This window comes from Aeromonas dhakensis (genome assembly GCF_002285935.1).
GTDB classification, from domain to species: Bacteria; Pseudomonadota; Gammaproteobacteria; order Enterobacterales; family Aeromonadaceae; genus Aeromonas; species Aeromonas dhakensis.
Map to the genome: position 1 here is coordinate 463,221 of NZ_CP023141.1, position 24,486 is coordinate 487,706.

General features: G+C 63.8%; 25 protein-coding genes and 2 tRNA genes. 10 read left to right on the plus strand and 17 right to left on the minus strand.

What is annotated here, in order from left to right; genetic code table 11:
- Nucleotides 1–151: 151 nt before the first annotated feature.
- Both CK627_RS02430 and CK627_RS02435 read right to left on the minus strand, forming a co-directional pair.
- Nucleotides 152–226: transfer RNA gene (locus CK627_RS02430), tRNA-Gly, on the minus strand.
- A gap of 38 nt (nucleotides 227–264) precedes the next feature.
- Nucleotides 265–349, minus strand: a tRNA-Tyr gene (locus CK627_RS02435).
- Nucleotides 350–611: 262 nt separating this feature from the next.
- On the opposite strand from CK627_RS02435, the gene coaA reads away from it, so the two are divergent.
- Nucleotides 612–1,550 carry a type I pantothenate kinase gene (gene coaA, locus CK627_RS02440; RefSeq protein WP_005306328.1) on the plus strand — a complete coding sequence of 313 codons (939 nt, stop codon included), beginning with the start codon at nucleotides 612–614 and terminating at the stop codon, nucleotides 1,548–1,550.
- Between the two features lie 74 nt (nucleotides 1,551–1,624).
- Here the strand turns inward: coaA and birA are convergent, their stop codons facing one another.
- Complete coding sequence (gene birA / locus CK627_RS02445) at nucleotides 1,625–2,590, minus strand: bifunctional biotin--[acetyl-CoA-carboxylase] ligase/biotin operon repressor BirA (RefSeq protein WP_095591597.1); 966 nt, start codon at nucleotides 2,588–2,590, stop codon at nucleotides 1,625–1,627.
- Entirely contained in the window at nucleotides 2,587–3,624 is a 1,038-nt protein-coding gene (murB, locus tag CK627_RS02450; RefSeq protein WP_095591598.1) for a UDP-N-acetylmuramate dehydrogenase, read from the minus strand. The genes birA and murB overlap by 4 nt, the downstream gene beginning before the upstream one ends.
- A 127-nt stretch (nucleotides 3,625–3,751) precedes the next feature.
- On the opposite strand from murB, the gene CK627_RS02455 reads away from it, so the two are divergent.
- Both CK627_RS02455 and CK627_RS02460 read left to right on the plus strand, forming a co-directional pair.
- On the plus strand, nucleotides 3,752–4,405 hold the full coding sequence (locus tag CK627_RS02455; RefSeq protein WP_005306338.1) for a potassium channel family protein: 654 nt from the start codon (nucleotides 3,752–3,754) through the stop codon (nucleotides 4,403–4,405).
- On the plus strand, nucleotides 4,402–5,757 hold the full coding sequence (locus CK627_RS02460) for a TrkH family potassium uptake protein (protein WP_005306341.1): 1,356 nt from the start codon (nucleotides 4,402–4,404) through the stop codon (nucleotides 5,755–5,757). The genes CK627_RS02455 and CK627_RS02460 overlap by 4 nt, the downstream gene beginning before the upstream one ends.
- A gap of 27 nt (nucleotides 5,758–5,784) precedes the next feature.
- Here CK627_RS02460 and CK627_RS02465 read toward each other — a convergent pair whose 3' ends face one another.
- Complete coding sequence (locus tag CK627_RS02465; protein WP_095591599.1) at nucleotides 5,785–6,612, minus strand: AraC family transcriptional regulator; 828 nt, start codon at nucleotides 6,610–6,612, stop codon at nucleotides 5,785–5,787.
- Nucleotides 6,613–6,712: 100 nt separating this feature from the next.
- Here CK627_RS02465 and CK627_RS02470 point away from each other — a divergent pair, with 100 nt between their 5' ends.
- Complete coding sequence (locus CK627_RS02470; protein WP_005306347.1) at nucleotides 6,713–7,246, plus strand: carboxymuconolactone decarboxylase family protein; 534 nt, start codon at nucleotides 6,713–6,715, stop codon at nucleotides 7,244–7,246.
- Nucleotides 7,247–7,259: 13 nt separating this feature from the next.
- On the plus strand, nucleotides 7,260–7,694 hold the full coding sequence (locus CK627_RS02475) for a DUF417 family protein (RefSeq protein ID WP_095591600.1): 435 nt from the start codon (nucleotides 7,260–7,262) through the stop codon (nucleotides 7,692–7,694).
- Between the two features lie 40 nt (nucleotides 7,695–7,734).
- On the opposite strand, the gene CK627_RS02480 is transcribed toward CK627_RS02475, so the two are convergent.
- Nucleotides 7,735–9,702, minus strand: a complete 1,968-nt coding sequence (locus tag CK627_RS02480; RefSeq protein ID WP_095591601.1) for a DNA topoisomerase III — start codon at nucleotides 9,700–9,702, stop codon at nucleotides 7,735–7,737.
- 361 nt (nucleotides 9,703–10,063) lie between these two features.
- On the opposite strand from CK627_RS02480, the gene CK627_RS02485 reads away from it, so the two are divergent.
- Both CK627_RS02485 and torA read left to right on the plus strand, forming a co-directional pair.
- Nucleotides 10,064–11,194: a NapC/NirT family cytochrome c gene (locus CK627_RS02485; RefSeq protein WP_095591602.1), complete on the plus strand. Its 1,131-nt coding sequence runs from the start codon at nucleotides 10,064–10,066 to the stop codon at nucleotides 11,192–11,194.
- A 22-nt stretch (nucleotides 11,195–11,216) separates the two neighbouring features.
- Complete coding sequence (torA, locus tag CK627_RS02490; protein WP_095591603.1) at nucleotides 11,217–13,697, plus strand: trimethylamine-N-oxide reductase TorA; 2,481 nt, start codon at nucleotides 11,217–11,219, stop codon at nucleotides 13,695–13,697.
- A gap of 146 nt (nucleotides 13,698–13,843) precedes the next feature.
- Here torA and CK627_RS02495 read toward each other — a convergent pair whose 3' ends face one another.
- The 4 genes from CK627_RS02495 to CK627_RS02510 all read right to left on the minus strand — a co-directional run bounded on the left by CK627_RS02495 (nucleotide 13,844) and on the right by CK627_RS02510 (nucleotide 16,807).
- A complete protein-coding gene (locus CK627_RS02495; RefSeq protein ID WP_010635837.1) occupies nucleotides 13,844–14,305 on the minus strand; it encodes a hypothetical protein in 462 nt (153 codons plus the stop codon).
- Between the two features lie 41 nt (nucleotides 14,306–14,346).
- Nucleotides 14,347–15,696: a sensor histidine kinase gene (locus CK627_RS02500; RefSeq protein WP_005306363.1), complete on the minus strand. Its 1,350-nt coding sequence runs from the start codon at nucleotides 15,694–15,696 to the stop codon at nucleotides 14,347–14,349.
- A gap of 37 nt (nucleotides 15,697–15,733) precedes the next feature.
- Nucleotides 15,734–16,390, minus strand: a complete 657-nt coding sequence (locus tag CK627_RS02505) for an AHA_4052 family stress response regulator transcription factor (protein WP_005306366.1) — start codon at nucleotides 16,388–16,390, stop codon at nucleotides 15,734–15,736.
- 84 nt (nucleotides 16,391–16,474) lie between these two features.
- The gene (locus CK627_RS02510) at nucleotides 16,475–16,807 is read right to left on the minus strand and encodes a PepSY domain-containing protein (protein WP_011707718.1); all 333 of its coding nucleotides are present in this window, start codon (nucleotides 16,805–16,807) and stop codon (nucleotides 16,475–16,477) included.
- 63 nt (nucleotides 16,808–16,870) lie between these two features.
- On the opposite strand from CK627_RS02510, the gene CK627_RS02515 reads away from it, so the two are divergent.
- Nucleotides 16,871–17,116, plus strand: coding sequence for a PepSY domain-containing protein (locus CK627_RS02515; protein WP_010635834.1), 246 nt, complete (start codon nucleotides 16,871–16,873; stop codon nucleotides 17,114–17,116).
- Nucleotides 17,117–17,162: 46 nt separating this feature from the next.
- Here CK627_RS02515 and msrQ read toward each other — a convergent pair whose 3' ends face one another.
- Nucleotides 17,163–17,795: a protein-methionine-sulfoxide reductase heme-binding subunit MsrQ gene (msrQ, locus tag CK627_RS02520; RefSeq protein WP_095591604.1), complete on the minus strand. Its 633-nt coding sequence runs from the start codon at nucleotides 17,793–17,795 to the stop codon at nucleotides 17,163–17,165.
- A 19-nt stretch (nucleotides 17,796–17,814) separates the two neighbouring features.
- Nucleotides 17,815–18,816: a protein-methionine-sulfoxide reductase catalytic subunit MsrP gene (msrP, locus tag CK627_RS02525; protein ID WP_043170622.1), complete on the minus strand. Its 1,002-nt coding sequence runs from the start codon at nucleotides 18,814–18,816 to the stop codon at nucleotides 17,815–17,817.
- A gap of 370 nt (nucleotides 18,817–19,186) precedes the next feature.
- Here msrP and CK627_RS02535 point away from each other — a divergent pair, with 370 nt between their 5' ends.
- Nucleotides 19,187–19,669 carry a DUF1097 domain-containing protein gene (locus CK627_RS02535; protein ID WP_005306399.1) on the plus strand — a complete coding sequence of 161 codons (483 nt, stop codon included), beginning with the start codon at nucleotides 19,187–19,189 and terminating at the stop codon, nucleotides 19,667–19,669.
- 73 nt (nucleotides 19,670–19,742) lie between these two features.
- On the opposite strand, the gene CK627_RS02540 is transcribed toward CK627_RS02535, so the two are convergent.
- From CK627_RS02540 to cydH, 4 genes are all read right to left on the minus strand, one after another.
- Nucleotides 19,743–21,023, minus strand: a complete 1,281-nt coding sequence (locus CK627_RS02540) for a sigma 54-interacting transcriptional regulator (RefSeq protein ID WP_095591605.1) — start codon at nucleotides 21,021–21,023, stop codon at nucleotides 19,743–19,745.
- Nucleotides 21,020–21,535 (minus strand): hypothetical protein, encoded by a 516-nt coding sequence (locus CK627_RS02545; RefSeq protein ID WP_017764803.1) that lies wholly within the window; start codon nucleotides 21,533–21,535, stop codon nucleotides 21,020–21,022. Before CK627_RS02545 ends, CK627_RS02540 begins: the two co-directional genes overlap by 4 nt.
- Before the next feature lie 8 nt (nucleotides 21,536–21,543).
- Complete coding sequence (locus CK627_RS02550) at nucleotides 21,544–22,944, minus strand: sensor histidine kinase (RefSeq protein WP_017764804.1); 1,401 nt, start codon at nucleotides 22,942–22,944, stop codon at nucleotides 21,544–21,546.
- A 97-nt stretch (nucleotides 22,945–23,041) separates the two neighbouring features.
- Entirely contained in the window at nucleotides 23,042–23,134 is a 93-nt protein-coding gene (cydH, locus tag CK627_RS02555; RefSeq protein ID WP_005306410.1) for a cytochrome bd-I oxidase subunit CydH, read from the minus strand.
- Between the two features lie 129 nt (nucleotides 23,135–23,263).
- Here cydH and CK627_RS02560 point away from each other — a divergent pair, with 129 nt between their 5' ends.
- Nucleotides 23,264–23,767: a 2-amino-4-hydroxy-6-hydroxymethyldihydropteridine diphosphokinase gene (locus CK627_RS02560; RefSeq protein ID WP_005306412.1), complete on the plus strand. Its 504-nt coding sequence runs from the start codon at nucleotides 23,264–23,266 to the stop codon at nucleotides 23,765–23,767.
- Nucleotides 23,768–23,770: 3 nt separating this feature from the next.
- On the opposite strand, the gene CK627_RS02565 is transcribed toward CK627_RS02560, so the two are convergent.
- Nucleotides 23,771–24,475: an SDR family oxidoreductase gene (locus tag CK627_RS02565; RefSeq protein ID WP_017779306.1), complete on the minus strand. Its 705-nt coding sequence runs from the start codon at nucleotides 24,473–24,475 to the stop codon at nucleotides 23,771–23,773.
- Nucleotides 24,476–24,486 lie beyond the last annotated feature (11 nt).

Consider the following 24,486-nt stretch of genomic DNA (forward strand, 5'->3'; position numbering starts at 1 on the left):
CGCTGAGTACGCGGTGGCAAGCTAACCACAGAACAGTTTATATGATGGATTTGAATCTGGTAGGGAAGAGAGGCTGGTGCTGACAGGCTGGTTCGATTGCCGAACTCACCCTAGGGTGTGACTCTGCTATCGCCTGAGCCAATCAGCATCTTGGAGCGGGCAGCGGGAATCGAACCCGCATCATCAGCTTGGAAGGCTGAGGTAATAGCCATTATACGATGCCCGCATTTCTCTAACCCAAAGAACTCAAACCGCAGAGAAATATGGTGGAGGGAGAAGGATTCGAACCTTCGAAGGCAGAGCCGTCAGATTTACAGTCTGATCCCTTTGGCCGCTCGGGAACCCCTCCGTTACGTCAATGTCACAACGGTAATTCTGCTTGCACCCGTTGATTTATCGCTTTTGCTGGGCAAATAGACGACAGACATCTAAGCGTCGCGCATTTTATGGTAAGGATTTTGGGGATGCAACCATTGCGCCTTGCAAAATGTGCATTATTGCCAGGAACCAGGCAAAAAAGGACTCACTCTCCGCTCGAAACCGTCGCTTCTCTTGTCGCTCCCGCCCCCCTTGGTGTATGGTCGCCCTGCCCAAGAAACAGTGACGACACCATGACGACAGAGCATAACCCCTATCTGCAATTCACCCGCGAACAATGGGCGTTATTGCGCGACTCGGTCCCTTTGACCCTGACCGAGCACGATCTGCAGACCCTGCGCGGGATCAACGAGAAGGTGTCATTGCAGGAGGTGGAAGAGATCTATCTGCCCCTCTCCCGTCTGCTCAATCTCTACGTCAAGGCCAAGCAGCGCCGCAGCCGGGTGCTGGAACAGTTCCTCGGTCAGTCTCGCGGCAAGGGCACCTACATCATCAGCATCGCCGGCAGTGTGGCAGGCGGCAAGAGCACCACGGCGCGCATCATGCAGGCGCTGCTGGAGCGCTGGCCGGAGCACCCGCGGGTGGAGCTGGTCACCACCGACGGCTTTCTCTACCCCAACAAGGTGCTGGAAGAGCGCGGCCTGATGCGCCGCAAGGGGTTCCCGGAGTCCTACGACATCCGCCATCTGGTGGAGTTTGTCGCCAACATCCGCGCCGGCCACGAGAAAGTCGAGGCCCCCGTCTACTCCCATCTCATCTACGACATCATTCCGGATGAGAAGAAGGTGGTGGAGCAGCCGGACATCCTGATCCTGGAAGGGCTCAATGTGCTGCAAAGCGGCATGGACTACCCGCAGGATCCGCACCGCGTCTTCGTATCGGACTTCGTCGACTTCTCCATCTATGTGGATGCCGACGCCGAACTGCTGCGCACCTGGTATATCGAGCGTTTCCTCAAGTTTCGCAGCGGCGCCTTCTCGGATCCGGACTCCTACTTCCACCACTACGCCAAGCTGGCCGAGAGCGAGGCGACCAAGATCGCCAGCAACATCTGGCAAGATATCAACTATCTGAATTTGAAAGAGAACATCCTGCCTACCCGGGAGCGGGCCAACCTGATCCTGACCAAGGGCAACGAGCACGCCATCGAGCAGATCAAGCTGCGCAAGTAACGGCGGCAGCTCACGCATCAATGAAGAGGGGGCCCGCAGGCCCTCTCTTCATTGGGTGACGGTCAGCGCCGTCATCAGTCGCCCCGACGCAGGGAGATCTCCCCGCCCAGATAGAACTTGATCCCCTCCTCCGTCTCCAGCCGCAGCGCACCGCGATCATCTATGCCGCGCGCCACGCCGCGGATCTCCTGCTCGCCCATCAGCAGTCGTACCGGCCGGCCGGCGAAATGGTCGAGTCGGTTCCAGTCCGCCACGAAGCTGGCGAGCCCCTCCTGTTCGAAGGTGAGCATGGCCTGCTGCAGATGTTCAATCACCCGGCCGGCCAGCAGATTGCGATCCACCAGTTCCGGCTGGATGTGGCGCAATTCGGACCAGGCCTGATCGATCCGCTCCGCCTCCCGGCTCGGCATCGCCAGGTTGAGGCCGACCCCGATCACCAGGTGGCAGCTGGCGCCGGCACTACCGCTCATCTCCACCAGGATCCCCGCCAGCTTGCGGCCCTGATAGTAGAGATCGTTGGGCCACTTGAGCTCAACGCCCGGATAACCGAGGGACTCCAGCGTCTGCACCACGGCCACCCCGACCGCCAGACTCAGCCCCATGGCGGCCGCCATGCCCTGCTCCAGCCGCCAGTACATGCTCAAGATCAGCTGGCAGCCGAAGGGAGAAACCCAGGGCTTGCCGCGCCGGCCGCGCCCGGCGGTCTGGCACTCGGCCAGGCAGCTCTCGCCCGACTGCAGCTGGTTGACCCGCTCCAGCAGGTACTGGTTGGTGGAGTCGATGACCGGGAAGCAGTGCACCGGTGCCATGGGCGCCAGCGCCTGCAGCTGCTCTTCGTCATAGAGCGCCATCGGCACCGCCAGCCGGTACCCCTTGCCGGTCAGGCTGAAGAGATCCAGCCCCAGCTCCTTGAGAGCCGCCATGTGCTTGCTGACCGCCGCCCGACTGATGCCGAGCTGCTCGCCAAGCTGTTCGCCGGAGTGGAACTGCCCGTCGCTGAGCAGGGAGATCAGAGTTTGCCGGATGGGAGTCAGGGTCATGCCAGTACCTCGTCGAGCCAAGTTTCACCACGGCGGCCCATGAAGCGCACTTCGTGCTCCAGCACCACCCCGAATTTCTGCTCCACGCTGTCACGCACGTGGGCCGCCAGCGCGATCAGCTCCATGGCGCTGGCGCCGCCCAGATTGACCAGCACCAGCGCCTGCTCCTGATGGACGGCGGCGCGGCCGATGGCAAAGCCCTTGAGGCCGCACTGGTCGATGAGCCAGCCCGCGGCCAGCTTGGCCAGCCCTTCACCAGCCGGATAGAGCGGCATCTGGGGATATTTCAGCTTGAGCGACGTCGCCAGCGCGGCAGGCACCACCGGGTTCTTGAAGAAGCTGCCCGCGTTGCCGAGCACGGCCGGATCCGGCAGCTTGGCCATGCGGGTGGCGCAGACGGTGTCGAAGATGGCCTGTGCCGAGGGCTGTTCGCCCAGTGCGGCCAGCGGACCATAGCCCTGGCTTGGTTGCCAGGCCTTGGCCAGTTGCAGACCGACCGCAGTGATGAAGTGGCTGTCCTGATAGTCGTGCTTGAAGATGCTGTCGCGATAGCCGAAGCGGCAGTCAGCCGCGGCGATGCGCTCCATCTCGCCGCTCTGCCAGTTGAACGCCTCGACGTAGGCACAGACGCTGGCCAGCTCGACCCCGTAGGCGCCGATGTTCTGCACCGGCGCCGCCCCGACCGTGCCGGGGATGAGCGCCAGGTTTTCGAGACCGTACCAGCCCTGCTGCAGGGTGTGGCACACCAGCTCGTGCCAGTTCTCGCCGGCGGCCACGTGCAGCAGCCAGTGATCCCCCTCGTCGTGCAGCGCTATCCCCTTGAGCCGGTTGAGCACCACCACCCCGGCGAAGTCATCGCAAAACAGCACGTTGCTGCCACCGCCCAGCACCAGCCGCGGCAAGCCGGCCAGCTCGGCGTTGGCAACCAGCTGCGGCAGGTCGTCGGTTTGCTCCACTTCGGCCAGCCAGTGGCAGTGGGCATCGAGGGCGAGGGTGTTGAGCGTCAACAGGGAGGCGTGCGGGGTGAGTTTCATCTGCGTGTTCCGACAATGGCAAGCGGGCAGTCTACCTTATATTGCCGCCGGACGAAAAATCCCGCCCTCTTTTCGGACTCATATAGCTGGAGTAGAGTATCCCGCTCCGACTCTTGAGGAAGTACTCATGAACAACCAATTTGCCGTCATCGGCCTGGGGCTGTTTGGCAGCGCGCTGTGTGAAGAGCTGCAGCGCCAGGATGCCGAGGTGCTGGCGATTGACATCGACGAGAGCAAGACCCGCCAGATCGCCACCCTCTGCAACCACGTCATCGTGGCCGACGCCACCGACGAGGCCACCGTCGCCGAGCTGGGCCTGGCCGACTTCGACATCGTCTTCGTCGCCATCGGTGACAACCTCGAGACCAGCATACTCACCACCCTCGTCCTCAAGGAGGCGGGGGTGAAGAAGGTCTGGGTCAAGGCGCGCGACAAGTTCCACGCCAAGATCCTGCAAAAGGTGGGTGCCGACAAGGTGATCAATCCGGAGTGGGACATGGGTCGTCGGGTCGCCCAGAGCATGCTGGATAACCGGCTGTTCGACTATCTGGAGCTGGGTCACGACATGGTGCTGACCGAGTTCGTCATCGGCCTGCAGTTGAACGGTCGGGCCCTCAGCGACTTCCATCTGCTGCAGCAGAGCGAATTCCAGCTGCTCGCCATCAAGCGTGGCGAAACCCTGCACAACGTGCTGACCGGCAAGATGGAGCTGCAGCTGGGTGACATCCTGATCCTGGCCGGCAACAAGCACGCCATCGACCACTGGCTGGAAACCCTATGACCCGCTGGCGCAGCAGCTACGCCTTTGCCCTGCAGCGGGAAGACGAGTCCCGCTGGAGTGAAGCCAAGCTGATCCTCGGCAGTTTTCTGGTCATCCTGCTGATCGGCACCCTGTTTCTGGTGCAGCCTTCCAGCCACAACGGCCAGGTGAGCTTCATCAATGCCCTGTTCACCGCCACCTCGGCCATCAGCGTGACCGGGCTCGGGGTGGTGGACACCGGTACCGCCTTCACCCTGCAGGGGCAGATCTTCCTGCTGATGCTGATGGAGATTGGCGGCCTGGGCCAGATGACCATGACCCTGCTGCTCATCGCCATGTTCAGCAAACGGGTCGGCCTGCGCCAGCAGGTGCTGGCCAAGGAGGCGCTGGGCCAGGAGGGCTCGGTCAACATCATTCAGCTGGTGAAGCGCATCGTGCTGTTCGCCTTCATCGCCCAGCTCATCGGCACCGCCCTGATGGCCATTCGCTGGGTGCCCGAGATGGGGTGGGAGCGCGGCCTCTACGTCAGTTTCTTCCACGCAGTGTCGGCCTTCAACAACGCCGGCTTCTCGCTGTTTGCCAACAATCTCATGGACTACCGGGACGACCCCGTCATCAGCCTGACCATCGCCGGTCTGCTGATCCTCGGCGGGATCGGCTTTACCGTCATCGTCGATCTGGTGCGCAACCGCCGCTGGCGCAAGCTCAAGCTGCACAGCAAGCTGATGCTGATCATGACCCCGGGCCTGCTGCTGCTGGGAACCCTGATGTTCTGGCTGCTGGAGCACAACAACCCTGGCACCCTCGGCAAGGTCTCCTTCGGCGGCCAGTGGCTGGCGGCCTTCTTCCAGTCCGCCAGCGCCCGTACCGCAGGTTTCAACACCATCGACATCGGCCTGATGACCCCGGCCGCCCTGCTGTTCCTGATGATGCTGATGTTCATCGGGGCGGGTGCCACCTCCACCGGTGGCGGTATCAAGGTGACCACCTTCGCGGTGGTGCTGCTGGCGACCAAGGCGTTTCTGACCAAGCGCCCCCACGTCACCGCCTTTGGCCGCACCCTCTCGTCCCAGATAGTGACCCGATCGCTGGCCATCATCATGGTCAGCACCATGGTGCTGATGCTGGCCATGTTCCTGCTGATGCTCACCGAGCAGTTGCCCTTCGACAAGATCATGTTCGAGACCATCTCGGCGTTTGCCACCGTGGGGCTCTCCACCGGCATCACCGCCACCCTGAGCGAGCCTGGCAAGCTCATCCTGGTGCTGGTGATGATCTGCGGTCGTCTCGGCCCGCTCACTCTGGCCTTCATGCTGGCTCGCCCGGTCGAAACCCGCATCAAGTACCCGGAAGAGACAGTCTACACCGGCTGATGACACCGGGGCCCATCGCGGCCCCGGTCACTCGCGCTGCCGCGCCTTGAGCCAGCGCCCCGGACTCATGCCAAACTCCCGTTCGAACGCCCGCCCGAAGGCGGTGCCCCCGCTGTACCCCGCCCCCAGCGCCACCTGGGTAATGGACTCCCCCGCCAGCAGTTGCTGACTGGCCAGCACCATCCGCCAGCGCGTCAGATAGTCCAGCGGCGTCTGCCCGGTCAGCGCCTGAAAATGAGCGGCGAAGCGGGCGCGCGACATGCCCGCCTCCCGCGCCAGGGTCGCCACCGTCCAGGGCTCGTCCCCGCGCTGATGCATGACCGCGATGGCCCGTGCCAGTCGCGGGTCGGAGAGACCGGCCAACATCCCCTGCCGACAGATCCCCTGTTCCACCAGATGGCGCAGCAAGAGGATCAGCAGCACTTCCAGCAGACGGGAGAGGATCGGCGGCTGACCGTAACGCTCGGCGAAGGCCTCCTCGAACAGCAGGGTCAGTACCGGCGCAATGGCCGGGATCGTCTGCAACGGCAGCACCAAGGTATCCGGCAACGCCAGCTGCAGTGGTGAGTCTCCTGCCGGCCCGAACGACACGCTGGCACACACCAGGTCGCAGCCCGCCAGCTGGCGGGGTTCGAGCCTGTGAGCCTGCCCCCTGGCGTAGAGGATCAGGGTCGGCTCGGTCAGCAACAGGGGTTCACCCCCCTCTTCGCGCAGCAGCAGTTCGCCACGGCGCAACAAGTGCAGATGGCCGCCGGCGGGATAGTCGCTGCTGTGAGAGTGCTGACACAGGTTGCCGGCGAAAAAGAGACTGGCCTGGGGAGCGGCATGGGCCAGCAATATCGAGAGTGGATCCATATTTGAGACGCCTGGTAGTCAATGATGGACTCTGGGTGATAAACCGTACCATTAAAACCGGCATAGTGTCTCCCGTACCCAACCCAAACAGGAGCACATCATGAGTCGCATTCACGCCGTCGTGCAGCCCAAACCGGCAGCCGCCCCCACCTTCGCCGCTCTTAAAAGCAGCCTGGGCATGGTCCCCAACCTCTACGCAACCCTGGCCCACTCACCGGCCCTGCTCAACGGTCTGCTCGGCTTTGCCGACGCGCTGGGCAAGGGGCGGCTCAGCGCCCGCCAGCGGGAGCTGCTGGCACTGGCCATCGGTCAGGCCAACGCCTGCCAGTACTGCCTGTCGGCCCACACCCTGCTGGCTGGCCGGGCCGGTTTCGATGACGACGCCATCCGGGCTGCCCGTCTCGCCCAGGCGACGGATCCGCTCGATCACGCCCTGTTGCAGCTAGCGGTCGCCCTGGTCACCCAGCGCGGCGTCATCAGCGATGCGCAACTGGCCGCCGCCCGGGCGGCGGGCGTGGATGATGAGCTGATGATGGAGGTGCTGGGGCAGGTGGTCATCAATACCCTGACCAACTACGGCAATCATCTGGCGGAAACCGACATCGACTTTCCGCCCGTCACGCTCACCCCCTGACAGAGGAGCAGAAATGGAACGCCATGACCGAGGTTTTCTGATCGCCCTCGCGGGGGTGGTACTGACCCTGCTCTGGATCGGCGTGTTCAAGTTCACACCGACCGAGGCGGCGGCCATCCGGCCGCTGGTGGCAAGCCACCCGCTGATGAGCTGGCTCTATGCCGTGCTCTCGGAGCAGGCGGTCTCCAATCTGATCGGGCTGGTCGAGATCCTGATCGCCTGCGGCCTGATTGTCGGCCTGTGGCGGCCACGTCTGGGCTACTGGAGCAGCCTGGGGGCCATCCTGACCTTCCTCGTGACCCTCAGCTTTCTGCTGACCCTGCCGGGCGTCTGGAAGCTGGTCGACGGAGTGCCGGTCACCGAGTTTTTCATTTTCAAGGATCTGGTGCTGCTCGGCGTTGCCTGGCACTACCTGAATTTGAGTCGCGCCAGACTGGCCGACGCCTGACGACAATGCCTTTTTGCGCCCCGACAGGGGCGTTTTTTTATCAGGCGGCCCGGGCTGGCCGCTTGCTCCCCCGCTTGCCTGCCCCCGTCGTGCCACCACTCTCCGGGCTGCGCTTGCGTTTGGTGAAGCGACGCTTGTCGGCCCCGGGCGCCGCCTTGGGTAGGGCGCTGAAGCTGGCCCCCGAATCCTGCCTGGCGCCGTCGATCAAACCGTTCAACTGCTCGGTGAGCGGCCCCATGAACTGCTGATAGCTCGCCTGCCGCTCGGCAATCCGGCCGAGGTGCTGCTCCCACAGCGCCGTCATGTCCGGGGTGGTGGCCGTGGCCGGCAGGGCCTGGATCAATGCCCGCCCGGTCGGGGTCGCCTTGATGCTCTTGCCCTGGCGCACCAGAAAGCGGCGCTTGAACAGCAAGTCGATGATGCCGGCCCGGGTCGCCTCGGTGCCGAGGCCGTCGGTTTCGCGCAGGGTCTTGCGGATCTCGGGATCCTGCACGTAGCAGGCGATGCCGGTCATGGCGGCCAGCAGGGTGGCATCGGTGAACGACTTGGGGGGCTGGGTCATCTTCTCCAGCAACTCCCCCCGCTCGCACAGCAGCTGCTCGCCCTGACGCAGGGCAGGCAGGGTTCCCGCCTCCTCCTCGTCATCTTCCTCCACCCCCAGCAGCGCCTTCCAGCTCGCCTTGAGGATCCGCCGCGCCTTGGCCTGAAACTGCCCGCCGGCGATGCGCAGCAGCACCTTGCTGTCGTTGTACTCGAACGGCGGGTAGAACTGCAGCAGATACTGGCGGGCAATCAGGCCATACAGCCTGGCTTCATCGCCACTCAGGCTCCCCTCGTTGCCGTGCTTCTCGGTGGGGATGATGGCGTGGTGGGCATCCACCTTGCTGTCGTTCCACGCCTTGCTGCGGATCTTGCCGTCCGCTTCGCTTACCGCCCTGGCCAGCGCCGGCGCCGTGCTGGCGATGGCCTCCCGCACCTGGCCGGCCCGATTGAAGTGCTCGCTCGGCAGATGGCGGCTGTCGGATCTGGGGTAGGTGATGAGCTTGTGCCGTTCATAGAGGCTCTGGCAGACGTCCAGCACCCGCTTGGCGTCCATGCCGAACCGCTTGGCGGCATCGATCTGCAGGCTGGAGAGGTTGTAGGGCAGCGGCGCCGCCTGCTTGCGGGCCTGCTCCTCCACCTCTTCCACCAGTGCGGGTTGACCCTGGATCCGCTCCACCACCTTGGCGGCCAGTGCCCGGCTGAGCACCCGCCCCTCCTCGTCCTGCCAGGGCAGGCAGGCCTCGGAAGGCAGCCACTTGGCGCTGAAACGCTCGTTGCCTTCGGTCTGTAGATGGGCTAGCACCTCGAAGAAGGGTTTGGGCACGAAGGCTTCTATCTCGAGATCCCGCCTTACCACCAGCCCCAGTAGCGGTGTCTGTACCCGGCCGACCGAGAGCAGCTCGCTGCAGCCCCCCTTGCGACCAAGCAGGGTATAGGCGCGGGTCATGTTGATGCCGTAGAGCCAGTCGGCCCGGCTGCGGGCCAGCGCCGATACCGCCAGCGGCACGAACTCCTTGTTGTCTCTGAGCTTGTCGAGGGCGCGGCGCACTGCCGGCGGGTTGAGATCGCTGATGAGACAGCGCAGCACCGGCCGGGTTTTGCCATAGCCGAGAAAATCGATCACCTCGTCCACTAGCAGCTGCCCCTCCCGGTCCGGGTCACCGGCGTTGACCACGCAGTCGGCCTGCTTGAGCAGGCGCTTGATGACGGTGAGCTGGGTCTTGGTCTTCGGCTTGGCCACCAGTTGCCACTGGCTCGGGATGATGGGAAGGGATTCCATGCGCCACTGCTTGTAGGCGGCATCGTAGGCATCGGGCTCGGCCTGCTCCAGCAGGTGGCCGATGCACCAGGTCACCACATCCCCCTGCGCGGTTTCGATGAAGCCCTCCCCTTTCTTGTGGGGCTTGGGCAGCACGTCGGCAATGGCGCGCCCCAGACTGGGCTTCTCGGCGATAAAGAGTCGCATGGCAAACACCTAAACACTGTATATGCGAACAGTATATACCGGGCCCAGGGCAAAGCCCAAGCCCCTGCCCGGCGCGAGACGACAGGCTACTGCACAGGCAAGAGAAGGGAGCAGGGAGTCATGGCCCAACGATAAAAAGTGGAGAGAAAGTGGCGCAGCGGCATCAATTACGCCTCAAACGAGGAGCAAAAAGACGGTAAAATCGCAGGATGTTAAATTAAATTCAGTTAAATGATAAATAACAAAATAATAATTGCATTTAAAATAACAATACAAAATATAAATCATGATAGAGGTCAATCAACTACCTCTCCATGGATACTACTATATTGGTAATATTTGAACGTAGGAAAACGCCGTCATGCTTGGAAAACTGTTGAGAAAAACCTGGTTCTGGCTACTGCTGCTTGGAGCCCTGCTGGGCGTTGCAGCGCTGGGGGTCACGGTGACCGTCATGCACAAGACCAGTTCCACCGAGTTCTGCGTCTCCTGCCACTCCATGCAGACCCCGCTGGCCGAGTATCAGGGCAGCGTCCACTTCCAGAACGTGAAGGGCATCCGCGCCGAGTGCGCCGACTGCCACATTCCGGGTGATCCCACCTCCTATCTGTGGACCAAGATCCGCGCCGTGAAAGACATCTATCACGAGGCGATCGGCACCCTCGACACGCCGGAGAAATACGAGGCCCACAAGCTGCGCATGGCGCAGTCGGTGTGGGACGAGCTGAAGGTCAACGACTCCGCTACCTGCCGCAGCTGCCACAGCTACGCGGCGATGGACATCCTGGCTCAGCGCCCCAACGCCCGCGCAGAGCACCCGGTCGCCATCAAGGAGGGCCAGACCTGCATCGACTGCCACCGCGGCGTCGCCCACATCATGCCCGACATGAGCGGCCTGGCCGCCGCCGGTGCCAGCGAGCTGGCGCAAGCCGCCGCCCAGACCCCGGCCAACGTCACCACCCGTTACGCCATCGCCACCACCCCGCTCTATCTGGATGCCGGCGCCAAGACTGACGAAGGCACCCTGATGCCCTCCACCCAGGTGGAAGTGCTGGCCAACGACAACGGCCGTGCCCAGGTGCGCATCGACGGCTGGCAGCAGGACGGGGTTAGCGAGGTGTTCTACGCCGCCCCCGGCAAGCGCATCCTGAGCACCCTGCTCGGCGACAAGGCCAAGGCGCAGCTCACCACCGGCAAGAGCGAAACCGACAGCGCCACCAACCTCACCTGGCATCAGGTCAGCCTGACCGCCTGGGTGGATCAGAGCCAGCTCATCGGCGATCAGGGCAAGCTGTGGCAGTACGCCTCCACCCTGATGTCCAACAACTGTACCGGCTGCCACGGCCTCACCGCACTGGATCATTTCAACGCCAACCAGTGGATCGGCGTCATCAAGGGGATGGAATCACGCACCTCCCTGACCCCGGAACAGGCACGCATGTTGACCCAATACGTCCAGAAACATGCCAGTGACATGAACGCGGCGCACTAAGGCTGGCACAGAGGAAATCGTCATGACTTTTTTTACCGATAAGCAAACCAATCTCTCCCGCCGCAACCTGCTCAAGGGGCTCGGCGCCTGCGCCGCCCTGCCGCTGCTGGCCGGTGTCTTCCCGAAGAGTGCGCTGGCCCAGGCCATCAGTACGGCCCTTGAACAGTTCCCGACCCTGGTGCCGGCCCAGAAAGGCATCCTGACCGGCGCCCACTGGGGGGCTTTCGAGGCCATCGTCGAAGAGGGCCGCATGGTACGGGTCCAGCCGGTGGCCGATGATCCGGCCCCCAACGATCTCATCGACATGGCGCCGTTCCAGGTCCACGCCAAGAACCGCATCAAGTACCCCATGGTGCGCAAGAGCTGGCTGGAGCAGGGCCCAGGGGCCAAGCCCGAGCTGCGCGGCGCCGACGAGTGGGTGCGGGTGAGCTGGGAGAAGGCCATCGCCCTGGTGGCCGGCGAAATCAGCCGGGTGCAGAGCGACTTCGGCCCGCAGGCGATCCACGCCGGTTCCTACGGCTGGAAGAGCGTCGGCATGTTCCACAACAGCCGCACCCTGCTGCACCGCCTGATGAACCTGGCGGGCGGCTTCACCGGTTATGCCGGCGATTACTCCGCCGGCGCCGCCCAGGTGATCATGTCCCACGTGATGGGCTCCATCGAGGTATATGAACAGCAGACCGCCTGGCCCAACGTCATCGAGCACGCCGAACTGGTGGTGCTGTGGGGGGTCAACGCCCAGGTCACCCTGAAGAACAGCTGGAACATGCCGGATCACGAGGGTCAGGCCGGCTTCAAGGCGCTGAAAGATAAAGGCACCCGCATCATCAGCATCGACCCTGTCTACAACGAAACCGCCAAGCTGGCCGGGGCCGAGTGGATTGCACCGAACGCCTACACAGACGTGGCCATGATGCTGGGGGTGGCCCACACCCTCTACAGCGAGCAGAAGCACGATCAAGCCTTCCTCGACCGCTACACCACCGGCTTCGACAAGTTCCTCACCTATCTGCTCGGCAAGGAAGACGGCCAGCCGAAGAGCGCCGAGTGGGCAAGCTCCATCTGCGGCGTCGATGCCAAGGTGATCCGCCAGCTGGCCCTCGACATGGCGTCCAAGCGCACCATGATCATGGCGGGCTGGGGCATGCAGCGGCAGCAGCACGGCGAGCAGCCCAACTGGATGCTGGTCACCCTGGCCGCTATGCTGGGCCAGATCGGCCTGCCGGGCGGCGGTTACGGCTTCAGCTACCACTACTCTTCCGGTGGCAGCCCCACCGCCAAGGGCGGCATCCTGGCGGGCATCTCCGCCGGCAATGCACCGAAGAACGGGCCGGCGCCGATCCCGGTGGCCCGCATCGCCGACTGTCTGGCCAACCCCGGCAAGACCATCGACTTCAACGGCCGCAAGGTGACCTACCCGGACATCAAGCTGGTCTACGTGGCGGGCGGCAACCCCTTCCACCACCACCAGGACACCAACAACCTGGTCAAGGCCTGGCGCAAGCCGCAGACCGTGATCGTGCACGAGCCCTACTGGACCGCCACCGCCAAGCACGCCGACATCGTCCTGCCGGCCACCACCAGCTACGAGCGCAACGATCTGGAGATGGGCGGCGACTACTCCCAGCGCTACGTCTTCCCGATGCACCAGTGCGTGCCGCCCCAGTTCGAGGCGCGCAACGACTTCGACATCTTCCGTGACGTGGCCGCCAAGCTGGGCCTGCAGGAGCAGTACACCGAAGGCAAGGACGAGATGCTGTGGCTCAAGCAGATGTACGACGGCATGGCCGCCCAGGCCCGCGGCGCCCGGGTGGCGCTGCCGCCGTTCAACATGTTCTGGGAGTCCAACAACTACATCCGCTTCCCGGTGCCCGAGGCGAACCGCCAGTGGATCCGTCACGCCGATTTCCGTGAGAACCCGCTGCTCAACCCGCTCGGGACCCCGTCCGGCAAGATCGAGATCTTCTCCAGCACGGTGGCCGGCATGGGCTATGCCGACTGCGCCGGCCATCCCAAGTGGTATGAACCCAAGGAGTGGATCAAGAGCAAGGAGGCGACCCGCTATCCGTTGTCGCTCAACACCTCCCACCCGACCCAGCGGCTGCACTCCCAGCTCGACAACACCCCGCTGCGGGACAAGTTCGCCGTCGCCGATCGCGAGGCGATCCTGATCCACCCGGACGACGCCAAGGCGCGCGGCATCCAGGATGGCGATCTGGTGCGGGCCTTCAACGACCGCGGCCAGATCCTGGTGGGGGCCCTGCTCTCGACCGACATCCGTCCGGGGGTGGTGCGGGTGTGCGAAGGGGCCTGGTTCGATCCGGCCAAACCGGGCGAGGCGGGGAGCCTGTGCAAGAACGGTAACGTCAACTGCCTCACCTTCGACGAAGGCACCTCCAGCCTGGCGCAGGGCAACTGCGGTCACATGGCCCAGCTGCAGATCGAGAAGTACCAGGGCCCGGCCCCGGTCAACACCGCCCACGCGGTGCCGGCCAACGCCTGAGCAGACGAGTAAGCAACAAAAACGGCGCCATCAAGGCGCCGTTTTCTTATCTAGGTTTGTGGTGTGACTCGGAAGCCACCCTCAACCATCTACTCTTACGCACACGCCACCCGCTTTGCAGCCAGAGCGCGGACAAGGGCTCAGAATCAGAAGTCCCCTTCCACCATGTACTCTTCCGCACACTCCACCAGCTGAGGCCAGAGTTCTTCCGGCACCCAGGCATCCGGGTCATCTTCATCCCCGTCGTACTGGCTCCAGAAGTAGCGGCGCAGGCCGGAGGCGAAGTCATCGCTCAGCTCGGCCAGCTCGGAGAGCGGCCCCAGCCAGGCGATGCGGCGCAGGCCGGAGGCGAGATCGTTGATGGCGTCCATCAGGCCGCGATCGTCGAAGCTCTGCTCCACCAGCAGGGTGAAGCGCTCGCGCGCCCGCTCGGTCTGATCCTCATCCAGCTCGCCCACGTCGGCCAGCAGGTCAACGAAATCTTCCAGCAGGAAGGCAATCAGGCTGTCGCGATCCTCAAACCACTGGATCTGGGCCCCCTTGGTGCCCAGCACGGAGGCATCGAACGAATCGTCGAGGTGACACAGTGCCCATGGATCATCGGTCATGGTTCTCTTCCTCAGGCTAAAACAGGTGCCATATCTTATGCCTAGCTCTCCACTCTTGCCACCTTGGGCAGCGAGAGGGAAGCCGCCAGCCCGCCCAGTTCGGCGCGCCCCATGATGAGGCTGCCGCGGTAAGCTTCCGCCAGATCGGAGACGATGTTGAGACCCAGGCCCGAGCCCGGCACCTTCTCGTCGAGGCGCACCCCGCGCAGCACCGCCTTGGCGATCTGATCCTCGCTCATGCCGGGGCCGTCATCCTCGATGCGCAGGGTGATCCAGCCCCCCAGCTCGGCGCTGGAGATGCGCAGCCGGCCGGCCGACCACTTGAAGGCGTTCTCCAGCAGGTTGCCCACCATCTCGTCGAAGTCCTGCTCCTCCACCCCGACCGCCAGGGTGGCCGGCACCTGCAGGTCCACTTCCCGGCCCGGATAGAGGCGGGAGAAGGCGCGGCAGATGTACTCCACCCGCGCCCGCACCGGGGTCGACACCCCGAGGATCTTGGCGGCGCCGGTCACCCTCGCCTTGCCGAGGTGGTAGTCGATGTGGCGCTGGATCTGATCGAGCTGCTCGCCGAGGGCGGCCTGATCCTCCGGTGGCAGCTGGGCCACCTGATTGCGCATGATGCTGAGCGGCGTCTTGAGGGCGTGGGCCAGGTTGCCGGTGTGGGAGCGGGCCCGCTGCAACAGCTCGCCGTAGTGGTGCAGCAGCCGGTTGATGTCTTCCACCAACGGCTGGATCTCCAGCGGATAGCGCAGCCGGAACCCCTCCTGATGGCCCTGATGAACCCGGCTCAATTCGCGGCGCAACAGGTGCAGCGGCCGCAGGCCGTAGACGATCTGGAACATGAAGCCGAGCACCAGCCCGGTCGCGGCAAAGCCGAGGCCGAGGAACAGGCTGATGCGGGTCTTCTTCAGGGTCTGGGTCAAGGCGCTGCTGTCCTTGGCCATCACCAGGGTGAACACCCGATCCGAACCGGGCAGCAGCACGGTACGGGTCATGATCAGCAGCGGCTCCTTGTTGGGCCCCTTGCCGACGAAAAGATCCGGATCACCGAAGGCCGACTTCAGGCCGTGCACGTCGAGGTGCACATCCCACAGGGAGCGGGAGCGGCTGACCACGCTCTCCCCCAGCTCCAGCTGCCAGTAGTAACCCGAGTAGGGCTGGCGAAAGCGGGGGTCGGCCATGGGTTCGGTGACCACCGGCAGGCCATCCGGCTGGATCTCGAGGCGGGAGAGCAGATCGTAGAGCTGCAGGCGCAGGCCGTCGGCCTCCGCCTCCTGCCAGTAGTTGCGCATCATGGTCTGCAGACTGAAGCCGGTGGCGAACAGGAACAGGCCGCACCAGACCATGGCGATGACCACCAGCCGCCCCCGCAGGGTACGCACCAGCCTCATTCAGCCGCTCCGCTGCAAAAGGGCATCAAGATCAGGCTCATTCGTTGATCCGGTAGCCGAGGCCGCGCACCGTCTCGATCAGATCGGCGTGGGTCTTCTTGCGGATCCGGCCGATGAACACCTCCACCGTATTGGAGTCGCGGTCGAAATCCTGGGCGTAGATGTGGTCGATCAGCTCGCTGCGCGACACCACCTTGCCCCTGTGCTGCATCAAATAGCCGAGTACCCGGAACTCGTGGGCGGTCAGCTTGATGGGGGTGCCTTCGTACCACACCTGGGACGCCGCCATGTCCAGGCGCACTCCGCCGATCTCCAGGATCGAGCTGGCGTTGCCCGCCGCCCGTCGCACCAGGGCATGGACCCGGGCCACCAGCTCGGCCACCTGGAACGGCTTGGTGAGGTAGTCGTCGGCCCCGGCGTTGAGCCCCTCGATCTTCTCGTGCAGCTGGCCACGAGCTGTCAGCACCAGCACCGGGGTGTCGATCCCCTTGCTGCGCCACTCTTTGAGCACGCTCAGGCCGTCGCGCCCCGGCAGACCGAGATCCAGAATGATGGCGTCGTAGGGTTCGGTCTCGCCGAGAAAGCCGGCCTCGTTGCCGTCGTGGCAGAGGTCGGTCACGAAACCGGACAGGCGCAGCTGTTCCGCCAGCTGGCCAGCCAGGGTCTTCTCATCTTCAACTATCAGAATTCGCATAAATGGGTATCCAAAGCAGGGTTGTGCCGGAACCGGCAGCGGTTGGGGGGACGAACCGGACGGTGGGTTCGCGGGCTCACGCCGTTACTCCTCTTCCGGGGGCGGACGCGGTTCGAACAGCCGCTCCAGATGATGGCCCTTGAGCCACACCATCTCCAGATTGTCGGCCCGATAGCCCACCTTGATGACGCTGTTCTCGCTGTCGATCAGCTTGAGTTCGTACAGCCAGATGCCGTCCTCCTCCCCCAGATCGACCCGCAGCACCCGTACCGGCAGGCGAGAAGCCACCTCCATCACCTCATGAAAGGGGCGCACCCGTCCCTCGCTGACCGCCTGTTGCAGCAAGGCCTCGTTCGGCGTGGCCGCCTGTGCCAGTGCCGGCAGCAGCAACCCAAGCAGAGACAGGGCTCTATTCATGGATGATTCATCTCCCAAAACCTAACATAATGCCGTTTATAGTCTGCCAGCCATGAATCCGGAATGAATATGATCCGACGCAGTTTCCTGCTGATCCTTTGCCTCTTTTCCACCCTCGGCTGGGCGGCCGAAAGCCGTCTCGACATGGCCGGGCTGGTCAAGCTGCTGGTGGCCCAAGGGTATCACGACATTCGGGAAGTGGAGCTGGAAGGGGACAAATTCGAGGTGGAAACCCTGGATGCCCAGGGGCAGCGGGTACGACTCCTGGTCGACGCCCATACGGGTGACATCAAAAAAGAGGCCGACTAGGCCTCTTTTTTATGGCGGGTTGTCAGGGTAATGCCGCTTGCCTGCCTCATGCTTCCCTCAGTTTCTGCGGCCGAAGCCGGCGCCAGGGGCGCAGCAGCTTGTCGCGGCGCGGCACCAGCAGGGCGCAGGCCAGCAACAGGTAGATGAGGGGCTCCTGCCAGCCGCTCTTGAGCGACCACCAGTAGTGCACCGGCACCAGCAGGGCCACCGCGTAGATCCAGTTGTGCAGCTTCTGCCAGGCCGGCCCCATGCGCCGCAGCAGGGCCGGGATCGAGGTGAGGCTGAGCGCCAGCAGCAACAGCAGCGCCACCATCCCCACCACGATATAGCTGCGCTTGACCAACTCGCCGCCAATCAGCCGCCAGTCAAACTGCAGATCCAGCCCCAGCCAGACCATAAAGTGCAGACCGGCCCAGGCGGCGCACCAGAGCCCGAGCGGGCGGCGCAGCTTGATGAGCGGCCCCTGCCGCCAGCGTTTGGCCAGCGGCGACACCAGCAGGGTAATCAACAGCAGATTGAGCGCCCCCTTGCCCAGATAGTGGGTCAGCCCCTGTACCGGATCCCCTCCCAGCAGACCGCCGGGCACGGCCACCAGCAGCCAGAGCAGAAACCCCAGCGAGGCGAGGTGTACCAGCGCCCGCAGCAAGGTGATGTGACGCGCCGTCAGTCGCAGAGTCATGATGTCAGCTCCTCTCGTCTCAATACCACTTGCGCAGGTCCATGCCCTGATAGAGGGACGCCACCTCGTCGGCATAGCCATTGAACATCAGGGTCGGCTGGCGCTTGGCGCCGAAGATGCCCCCCTCGCCGATGAAGCGCTCGCTGGCCTGGCTCCAGCGCGGGTGATCCACCGCTGGATTGACGTTGGCGTAGAAGCCGTATTCGTTGGGGGCCAGCAGGTTCCAGGTAGTGGGTGGCATCTCCTCCACCAGCCGGATGGAGACGATGCTCTTGATGCTCTTGAAGCCGTACTTCCAGGGCACCACCAGCCGGATCGGCGCGCCGTTCTGGGCTGGCAGCGCCTTGCCGTAGAGCCCCATCGCCAGGAAGGAGAGCGGATGCATCGCCTCGTCGATGCGCAGCCCCTCGACATAGGGATAGTCGATGCCGCCGCCGAGGGAGCGGGAAGCCTGACCGGGCAGCTGCTCCGGATCATAGAGGGTCTCGAAGGCCACAAACCTGGCACGGCTGGTGGGCTCGGCCCGGCGTATCAGATCCGCCAGCGCGATGCCGCTCCAGGGCAGCACCATGGACCAGGCCTCCACGCAGCGCAGCCGGTAGATACGCTCCTCCAGCGTGCTCTTGTTGATGAGATCCCACACATCCAGGGTAAATGGCTTGGCCACCTCCCCTTCCACCTTCAGGGTCCAGGGCTCGGGCTTGAGGTAGTGGCCGTTGCGGGCCGGATCCCCCTTGTCGGTACCCAGCTCGTAGAAGTTGTTGTGGGTGGTGGCCTTCTCCTCCGGCGTGAGGATCAGCCCCTCCGGCCGGGCGGCGGCGTGGATGTTGAGCGCCCGGGTGGCGACCGGTGCCGGCTTGTCGCCAGAGAAGAGATCGAGCACCCCGGCCTGGGTCGGCAACGCCAGGGTGGCGGCGCCGAGCCCCAGCCCTTTCAGGATCAGGCGACGATCCTGATAGACGGCTTCCGGCGTGACGTCCTGTTCGGTGGGGTGATGGGCAGAGCGGCGCTTGAGCAACATGGAAAAACTCCCGGGGCGATGAGGGTAACAATCATAAGACCCGCCCCGGCCGAGTTTTATTTCACGGAAAATTACATGAACTGATAGAGGGGCAGTGCCTTGGCCATGGTTCCGACCAGAAACAGCACTACGAACACCAGCAGGGGAACGATCACATTTGGCACCATCAGACTCACTCCATGAGCAGGACAGGGCCTCTAACTATGGTGCAGACACGACCGCCTCACCATGAATTTTTTTCGCGAGCGCAAGCGTATTCCTGAGTTGAAATGAGTGATGCAGATCACACACAATTCCGCCCCTGCTTGCCGCCCCCCCTGCGCGGGGTAGGCTCCCCTTTTTCCGGATTTCACTACTGAAGAGTCACGCCATGAGCCCATTGATCGCCATCGCCATCACGACCGGGATCCTCTCCGCCGTCTGGGGCTGGGTCGCCGTCACCCTCGGCCTCATCTCCTGGGTCGGCTTCCTCGGCTGCACCAGCTACTTCGCCTCCAGCGGCGGCTACAAGGCGCTGCTGCAGACCCTGCTGTGCAATGCCAGCGGCATGCTGTGGGCCCTGTTGCTGATCCATGGCGACGCCTGGTGGGGCGCCGGGGTGGCGGGCTACCTGATGACCGGGGTGGTGGCGACCCTGATGTGCGTGCAGGCCAGGCAGCAGTGGCTCTCCTACATTCCCGGCACCTTCGCCGGTTGCTGCGCCACCTTCGGAGCGGCGGGAGAGTGGCGACTGATCCTGCCATCCCTGGTGATAGGTGCGCTGTTCGGCTACCTGATGAAGGCGAGCGGCCTCTGGCTCTCCCATAAAACCCAGAAAACCCAGGCCACGGCGGGCGTCACCGACCCGGCTTGAACCGGCCTAACGTGACCGATCCGGTCTAAAACCAGAGGGGCGGCCCGTCATCGACGGGCCGCCCCTCTGTCATTTATCCCTTCGACTTGAAGTTCGCCGCTTCTATGCCGTGCCGGTTCAACAGCTTGTAGAAGTCGGTGCGGTTTCTGCCCGCCATGCTGGCCGCCAGGGTGACATTGCCCTCGGTGGTGCGCAGCAGCCGGATCAGATACTCCTTCTCGAACTCGGCCCGCGCTTCGTTGAACGAGGGGATGCCGCCACTGCCGCCACTCAGGGCAGACTCCACCATGACTGCGCCGATCACCGGGCTGCAGCAGAGGCTGGCCAGCTGCTCCACCACGCTGTAGAGCTGGCGCACGTTGCCGGGCCAGGCCGCCGCCGCCAGCAGCGCCAGCGCCTCCGGCGAGAAGCCGAGGGCGGCGCACTCGCCGTGTCGGCTGCGATACTCGTCCAGCGCCTGCCTGGCCAGCAAGGGGATATCCTCGCTGCGGGCACTGAGGGGTGGCATTGTGATGTTGGCCACGTTGAGCCGATAGAAGAGATCTTCCCGAAAGCGCCCCTCCTCCATCGCCGCCACCAGATCCTGATGGCTGGAGCTGATGACCCGCACCTCAGGCGTGCCTTGGCCGTACTCCTGCAATACCTGCAGCAGCTTGGCCTGCAGCGACTCCGACAGATCCCCTATCTCGTCAAGAAACAGGGTCGCACCCTTGGCCTGCTCAAACAGGCCGGACTGGCCATCCTCGCCGAACAGCTGCAGATCCAGCGCAGCCCAGGGCAGCGCGGCACAGTTGATCACATACAGCGGCTGATCACGCCGACTACTGGCCTGGTGCAGCGCCTGAGTCATCACCCCCTTGCCGGAACCGGAAGGGCCCATGATCAGCACCGGCACCTCCATGGTGGCGATGCTGCTGGCCTGGATCAGCAACTGCTCCATCTGCGGGTTGCGGGTCAGGATCAGCGACTGCCACTCCTGGCGCTGCTTTGGGCGCGTCAGGCTCAGCGCATGCTCTATGGTGGCGAACAGCTCGTCCTTGTCGATGGGCTTGGTCAGAAAACTGAATACCCCGGAGCGGGTCGCCTGAATGGCATCGGGAATGGTGCCGTGGGCGGTCATGATGATGACCGGCAGCCCCAGCCACTGGGACTGGATCCGCTCGAACAGCGCCAGCCCGTCCATGCCGGCCATGCGCAAGTCGCTCAGCACCAGATCGGCCCGTTGCTGACGCAACCGGTCCAGCGCCCCTTCGGCGCTGTCGGCGGTATCCACCTCATAACCCTGGCTGCGCAGACGCATGCTCATCAGCTTGAGCAGGCTGGCATCATCATCAACCAGCAGGATGCGACTCATTTCAGCGCCTCGCCGTTGCCGTTCAGCTTGCGCTGATTGAGCTGTTCATCGATGGCGGAGAGCTGTTCGATCTGGCGGCGCAGACGCTGCACCTCCTGACTCTGATCGTCACGCCGGCTGTCACGGGCCAGCAGCTCCTCGCCGAGGGCAATCCAGCTGCGCAGGAAGGCCTGGGCATCCAGGCCGAGCTCGGGCAGCAGGCTCTTGAGCTTGTCCAGACCGGCTCGCCGGCTGGCCACCGACTCGGACGGGTGGGTATTGACCATGGCCAGGCTGACCCTGCTCTCGAGGTCGGTAGCCCCCTTGAGGCGCTGGCGCTCCTGGGCCCGTTGCTGGGCATGGCTGGCCAGCAGCCAGTCCGAGTATTGCAGGCGCACCTGCATCTCCTTGTTGGCAAACTCCATCCGCTTGGCGAGGGCGAGATCCGGCGACGCCGCCGGGTCACGCGCTGGCAGCAGGGAACAGCCTGTGAGCAGGCTCATCATCAATACCGGAACAACACATTGTTTCATCTTGGGCTTCACTTCAACGTCAACCGGAAACAGACATCCGCCTGTTCATCTTCAACCAATACCAACTCGCCGCCAAGGCTCATCGCCGATTCCCGGGCGATGGAGAGCCCCATTCCGGAACCTTTCAGCAAGCCCTGGCGCACAATACTGCCCTGCTCGAAGGGTTCGAAGATCCGCTCCCGTTCGGCCACGGGAATGGCGGGCCCCTCGTTGGCCACCTCCAGCCAGCTGCCGTTGCCATCCTGCCCGGCGCGGATCCAGATCTGCCCTCCCTTGGCGCCGTAGCTGACCGCATTGGAGAACAGATTATCGAGGATCAGCCGCAAGCGATATGGCTCCGCTTTCAGCGTGATCGGATCGGTCGGCAAGTGTACACTGATTTGTTTGGATTCCAGCGCCAGCCGGTATTCTGCAGATAATTCTGACAGCAGGGGCGCCAGTGCCACCGGCGTCAAAGTGAACACCTCCTGCTGGCTGAGCCGGTTGAAATCGAGCAGCCGCTCGATCAAGGTCTGCAGGCGCCGGCTGTTCTCCTCCAGCATCTGGCAGATCTCCTGCTGATCCGGGGTGAGCGGCCCTACAAGCTGCTCGGAGAGCAGATCCGCCCCCTCCCGCAGCACCGCCAGCGGGGTCTTCAGCTCGTGGGAAACGTGGCGCAGGAACTGGTATTTCTGCTGTTCCAGCTCCTTCAGTTTGTCGTGCAGCCAGCCGATCCGCTCCCCCAGCAGCACCAGTTCGGCCGGCCCGTCCACCGGCCGCTTGTCCGGCTCCACACCGGCCCCCAGACTCAAGATCCGCGACTCAATCTGACGCACGGGGTGGATGATCAGGTAGGTAAACAGCAATACCAGCAGCAGGCTGAGCACCGCCACGAAACCGCTGACCCACCAGATCTCGGTCATCAGGGCGGCGATGGTGGCCCGCACCTTGCTGACGTGATCGTCTACCTGACTGCGAGTGATGATCTCGAGCTGCTGGTTGGCCTCGTTGAACTCGTCAAACTTGGGGCTGTTGGATTCGGCCTTGGCACGGGCGAGATCCTGCAGGCTGTCGAGCCAGACGAGGGCCTGCTCGATGCCGCCATAGGCCTCGGCGTCAGGAATGGAACTCTGGTGGGCGGCCAGCTGGTCGCGGTAGCTCGCCAGCTGCTGCTGGTAACTGGTCAGGATGCGCTCATCCCCGAGCACCGCATAACGGCGCAGGGTGCGCTCAAGATCGATGGCCTGGGTGGTCAGCAGAGTGGCCCGGCGGGTATCGCGCACCGCCCGCTCCAGCTCGTCGCTGGTCAACTGGCTGAGGTGGTCGAGGGCCTGGCTGTCATGCCAGATCATGCCACCCAGCGGCATCAACACCAGGACGAACCCCATCAATACCACTTGCAGCAGGGAGCGTGGGCGTACCTTGGTCATCTTGTGCGGTCTCACTTCATCTGGGGTGGGTCAGCATATCCGCACTCCCCCAAAAAGCAAAACCGGCCAGAAGGCCGGTTCATGCTCTCTTCCGGGGTCATGCCAGACCCACGGATACCACACAGATAATCAGGATCATGGCCAACGCACCCGAGGCGGTCAGCAGTGCCCATTTCAGTTCCACACTCATGCAAATCTCCTTTCTTGCCAAGATGATAGAGCCTGATCACAACAGACAAACAGATGTTAATGCATAGTTAAGCCGATAACCGTGAGCTGTGTAAGAATTTCAGATGAGCCCTATCAAAGGACTGATGACATGTTCTATCTGTGTAGCATAGGGTCGAATCTTGACCCCCACCAGCATGTCGGCCAGGCAGTGGCCGAGCTGCTTGCCCACTTTGGCCGCCTGCGGCTCAGTTCGGTGATCCAGACCAAGCCGGTCGGCATGCATTCAAGCCATGACTTTCTCAACTGCCTGTTTGTCGCCGAGAGCGAGCTGGCTCAGCCCAGACTCAAGGCACACTTCGTCGCCATGGAGCTGGCCCACGGCCGGGATCGCAGCGATCCGCACTGCAAGGTGCGGGACCGCCCGCTGGACATCGACATCCTGGCCAGCAGCGAGGACGACGACTTCTCCGCCGCCCGGGTTGACGCCTATCTCGACGAGCTGTTGGCAGAACTCTACGGCAAAGGAGAGGTGCACGACCCCAAGGTGACCCTGCCGCTACACACTCGCTTGATGGCAGGCAAGGTGATCGAGGAGGGGCTGGTCGGCCTGGCCCCCGTCGCCCTGCAGCGCGACATGGCCATCCCCTGTTGATGGCTAGATGACGGCCAGACCGCGGCCACCATCCACCCGGATGCTGGCCCCGGTCATGTAGTCGTTCTGCATCAGCAACTGCACCGCCTGCCAGATGGGCGCCAGCCCCCCTTCCCGCGCCAGCGGCGTCTTCGCCAGCACCTGTTCACGCCACTCATCCCCATGCTCGTCGAGAAACAGAATGGGGCCAGGCTCTATGGTGTTGACCCGGATGGCCGGCGCCAGCTCGCGGGCAAAGCTCATGGCGAGCGAATGGGCCCCCGCCTTGGTGGCCACATAGCTGGCGAACTGGGGCGCCGGGGCGTGGATATAGATGTCGGTGATGTGGATGATGCTGGCGTTGGGATGGCGCGCCAGCTGAGGGGCCAGCCCCCGGTTGAGCTGGAAGGGGGCCGCCATGTGCACCCGGTAGAATTGATCAAACTGGGCCAGCTGGGCCGCCGGCTCGCTCGCCTGCGGCTCAAAGGCCGAGGCGTTATGGATCACCAGCGCCAGATCTGGCTGGGAGGCCAGCACCTCGATGAGCCGGCCCACCTCTTGCTCCCGGTTGAAGTCGGCCTGCACCAGCGTCACCCCCAGCGCCCGCAACCGCGCCAGCTCCGGTCGCTCGCTGCGATAGCTGCCGGTTACCTGCCAGCCTGCCGCCACCAGCTGTTCGCACAGATAGAAACCGAGCCGACGGCCACATCCTGTCACCAATGCACGCATAATCCCTCCTC

Bases quoted from the DNA above. Each gene is read 5' to 3' on its own strand.
- coaA (WP_005306328.1), top strand. From the start codon at position 612: ATGACGACAGAGCATAACCCCTATCTGCAATTCACCCGCGAACAATGG.
- birA (WP_095591597.1), bottom strand. From the start codon at position 2,590: ATGACCCTGACTCCCATCCGGCAAACTCTGATCTCCCTGCTCAGCGAC.
- murB (WP_095591598.1), bottom strand. From the start codon at position 3,624: ATGAAACTCACCCCGCACGCCTCCCTGTTGACGCTCAACACCCTCGCC.
- CK627_RS02455 (WP_005306338.1), top strand. From the start codon at position 3,752: ATGAACAACCAATTTGCCGTCATCGGCCTGGGGCTGTTTGGCAGCGCG.
- CK627_RS02460 (WP_005306341.1), top strand. From the start codon at position 4,402: ATGACCCGCTGGCGCAGCAGCTACGCCTTTGCCCTGCAGCGGGAAGAC.
- CK627_RS02465 (WP_095591599.1), bottom strand. From the start codon at position 6,612: ATGGATCCACTCTCGATATTGCTGGCCCATGCCGCTCCCCAGGCCAGT.
- CK627_RS02470 (WP_005306347.1), top strand. From the start codon at position 6,713: ATGAGTCGCATTCACGCCGTCGTGCAGCCCAAACCGGCAGCCGCCCCC.
- CK627_RS02475 (WP_095591600.1), top strand. From the start codon at position 7,260: ATGGAACGCCATGACCGAGGTTTTCTGATCGCCCTCGCGGGGGTGGTA.
- CK627_RS02480 (WP_095591601.1), bottom strand. From the start codon at position 9,702: ATGCGACTCTTTATCGCCGAGAAGCCCAGTCTGGGGCGCGCCATTGCC.
- CK627_RS02485 (WP_095591602.1), top strand. From the start codon at position 10,064: ATGCTTGGAAAACTGTTGAGAAAAACCTGGTTCTGGCTACTGCTGCTT.
- torA (WP_095591603.1), top strand. From the start codon at position 11,217: ATGACTTTTTTTACCGATAAGCAAACCAATCTCTCCCGCCGCAACCTG.
- CK627_RS02495 (WP_010635837.1), bottom strand. From the start codon at position 14,305: ATGACCGATGATCCATGGGCACTGTGTCACCTCGACGATTCGTTCGAT.
- CK627_RS02500 (WP_005306363.1), bottom strand. From the start codon at position 15,696: ATGAGGCTGGTGCGTACCCTGCGGGGGCGGCTGGTGGTCATCGCCATG.
- CK627_RS02505 (WP_005306366.1), bottom strand. From the start codon at position 16,390: ATGCGAATTCTGATAGTTGAAGATGAGAAGACCCTGGCTGGCCAGCTG.
- CK627_RS02510 (WP_011707718.1), bottom strand. From the start codon at position 16,807: ATGAATAGAGCCCTGTCTCTGCTTGGGTTGCTGCTGCCGGCACTGGCA.
- CK627_RS02515 (WP_010635834.1), top strand. From the start codon at position 16,871: ATGAATATGATCCGACGCAGTTTCCTGCTGATCCTTTGCCTCTTTTCC.
- msrQ (WP_095591604.1), bottom strand. From the start codon at position 17,795: ATGACTCTGCGACTGACGGCGCGTCACATCACCTTGCTGCGGGCGCTG.
- msrP (WP_043170622.1), bottom strand. From the start codon at position 18,816: ATGTTGCTCAAGCGCCGCTCTGCCCATCACCCCACCGAACAGGACGTC.
- CK627_RS02535 (WP_005306399.1), top strand. From the start codon at position 19,187: ATGAGCCCATTGATCGCCATCGCCATCACGACCGGGATCCTCTCCGCC.
- CK627_RS02540 (WP_095591605.1), bottom strand. From the start codon at position 21,023: ATGAGTCGCATCCTGCTGGTTGATGATGATGCCAGCCTGCTCAAGCTG.
- CK627_RS02545 (WP_017764803.1), bottom strand. From the start codon at position 21,535: ATGAAACAATGTGTTGTTCCGGTATTGATGATGAGCCTGCTCACAGGC.
- CK627_RS02550 (WP_017764804.1), bottom strand. From the start codon at position 22,944: ATGACCAAGGTACGCCCACGCTCCCTGCTGCAAGTGGTATTGATGGGG.
- cydH (WP_005306410.1), bottom strand. From the start codon at position 23,134: ATGAGTGTGGAACTGAAATGGGCACTGCTGACCGCCTCGGGTGCGTTG.
- CK627_RS02560 (WP_005306412.1), top strand. From the start codon at position 23,264: ATGTTCTATCTGTGTAGCATAGGGTCGAATCTTGACCCCCACCAGCAT.
- CK627_RS02565 (WP_017779306.1), bottom strand. From the start codon at position 24,475: ATGCGTGCATTGGTGACAGGATGTGGCCGTCGGCTCGGTTTCTATCTG.